Below are 1,542 nucleotides of genomic sequence, written 5' to 3'. Positions count from 1 at the left end.
AGATGATTTTAACCGTAAGTTGTTTGTCGCTCGTAAAAAAGCAGAGCAGCGCTTGGCTGATGACGAGCTGTTTTATGTGTGCTCATTAAGTTGCCAAACTATCATTTATAAAGGGCTTGTGATGCCCTCAGATCTGCCAGCGTTCTTTCTAGACTTACAAGATGAGCGTTTGGCGTCCCATATTGTCGTTTTCCATCAGCGCTTTTCAACCAACACCCTGCCGCGTTGGCCACTCGCGCAGCCATTTCGCTATCTTGCCCACAATGGCGAGCTTAACACCATTACGGGTAACCGTAATTGGTCAGAAGCACGTACGCCAAAGCTAAAATCAGAAAAGTTGCCGAACCTGAATGAGTTGTCGCCATTAGTCAACCGTACAGGTTCAGACTCATCAAGCTTAGACAATATGCTTGAGGTGCTGATGTCAGGCGGTATGAATCTGTTTCATGCCATGTCGATACTTGTGCCACCAGCTTGGCAAAATGTCGATAGCATGGATATGGACTTGCGTGCATTTTATGAGTTTTATTCGCAGCATATGGAAGCGTGGGATGGGCCAGCAGGTCTGGTGATTCAAGATGGGCGCTATGCGGTCTGTATGCTCGATCGTAATGGTCTGCGACCCTCACGTTGGGTGACGACTAAGAATGGCTATATCACGGTGGCCTCTGAAGTGGGCGTTTGGGATTATGATCCCAAAGATGTATTAGCAAAAGGACGCGTAGGCCCAGGTCAGATGCTGGTTATCGATACATTGACTGGTCAAATCTTAGATACTAAAGCTATTGCCACCTTACTTAAAAAGGCTCATCCTTATCGCAAGTGGCTGCGTGAAGAAGCGAAACGTATCCGCGATGATGAGCGTTTAGAAGAAGAGCTAGCAGCGCAAGCATGCCGCGGTGATAAGTTAAAAGCTCTGCAAAAAATGTATCACATTACCAATGAAGAGCGTACTGAAATCATTCGTCCCAATGCCGAAAATGGTCAAGAGCCAGTCGGTTCGATGGGTGATGATACGCCAATGGCGGTGTTATCGCAGCAAATTCGCCATGTTGGAGATTTCTTTCGTCAGCAGTTTGCACAAGTAACCAACCCGCCGATTGATCCCCTGCGTGAGTCAATCGTCATGTCGCTGCAAACGTGTCTTGGTGCTCAAACCAACGTATTTGCGCCATCAGAAAAAGACGCGCATCGCATTATCTTATCGTCGCCAGTATTATCAGCCAGCAAAATGCGGCAGCTTGAAACCTTGGATGATCCAGCGTTTCAGATGGCACGTATTGATCTAAACTATGATCGTACGTTAGAGCTGTCTGAGGCTATCAACGCTATTTGCGAAGAAGTGGCACGCGCTATCCGTACTGGTCATACCTTGATTGTATTGTCCGATAAGAATATCGCTGCAGATAAAGTACCAGCGAACGCCATTATGGTAACTGGTGCGGTGCATCATTACTTGATTGCTCAAGGTATCCGTACTGATGCCAACTTAATCATCGAGACTGGTCTGGCACGTGACTCACATCAAGTAGCAGTATTGAT

Annotated in this window: 1 protein-coding gene; it reads left to right on the top strand. The window is 47.0% G+C overall.

Annotation, left to right across the window (positions count from 1 at the left end; genetic code table 11):
• On the top strand, positions 1 to 1,542 hold a 1,542-nt coding region (locus ACS8FD_RS14200; protein ID WP_439276340.1), incomplete at both ends, for a glutamate synthase central domain-containing protein.

This window comes from Psychrobacter sp. 1U2, assembly GCF_051847575.1.
This window is presented reverse-complemented; position numbering and strand designations above follow the sequence as displayed.